This is a genomic window from Microbacterium sp. K35 (assembly GCF_004794375.1).
Taxonomy (GTDB): domain Bacteria; phylum Actinomycetota; class Actinomycetes; order Actinomycetales; family Microbacteriaceae; genus Microbacterium; species Microbacterium sufflavum.
In genome coordinates this window covers 1-271 of sequence record NZ_SSDM01000214.1, presented here as the reverse complement: position 1 = coordinate 271, position 271 = coordinate 1, and the positions used below count along the sequence as shown (strand labels likewise).

Annotated in this window: 1 protein-coding gene; it reads right to left on the bottom strand. The window is 67.2% G+C overall.

Annotated features, from left to right (window positions below):
- Positions 1-271 (bottom strand): hypothetical protein (locus tag DW299_RS19385; protein WP_205814352.1); only part of this gene is annotated, 271 nt, incomplete at both ends.

Below are 271 nucleotides of genomic sequence, written 5' to 3'. Positions count from 1 at the left end.
GACGGTGGACCGCGTCGGGAGGGCGGATACAACCGTGACTCCGCACCGCGTCGTGAAGGCGGGTTCAACCGTGATGGTGGTCAGCGTCGTGAGGGTGGCTTCAGCCGTGATGGTGGTCAGCGTCGTGAGGGTGGCTTCAACCGTGACGGTGGTCAGCGTCGCGAGGGTGGCTTCAACCGTGACGGTGGCCAGCGTCGTGAGGGTGGCTACAGCCGTGACGGTGGACCGCGTCGGGAGGGCGGATACAACCGTGACTCCGCACCGCGTCGTG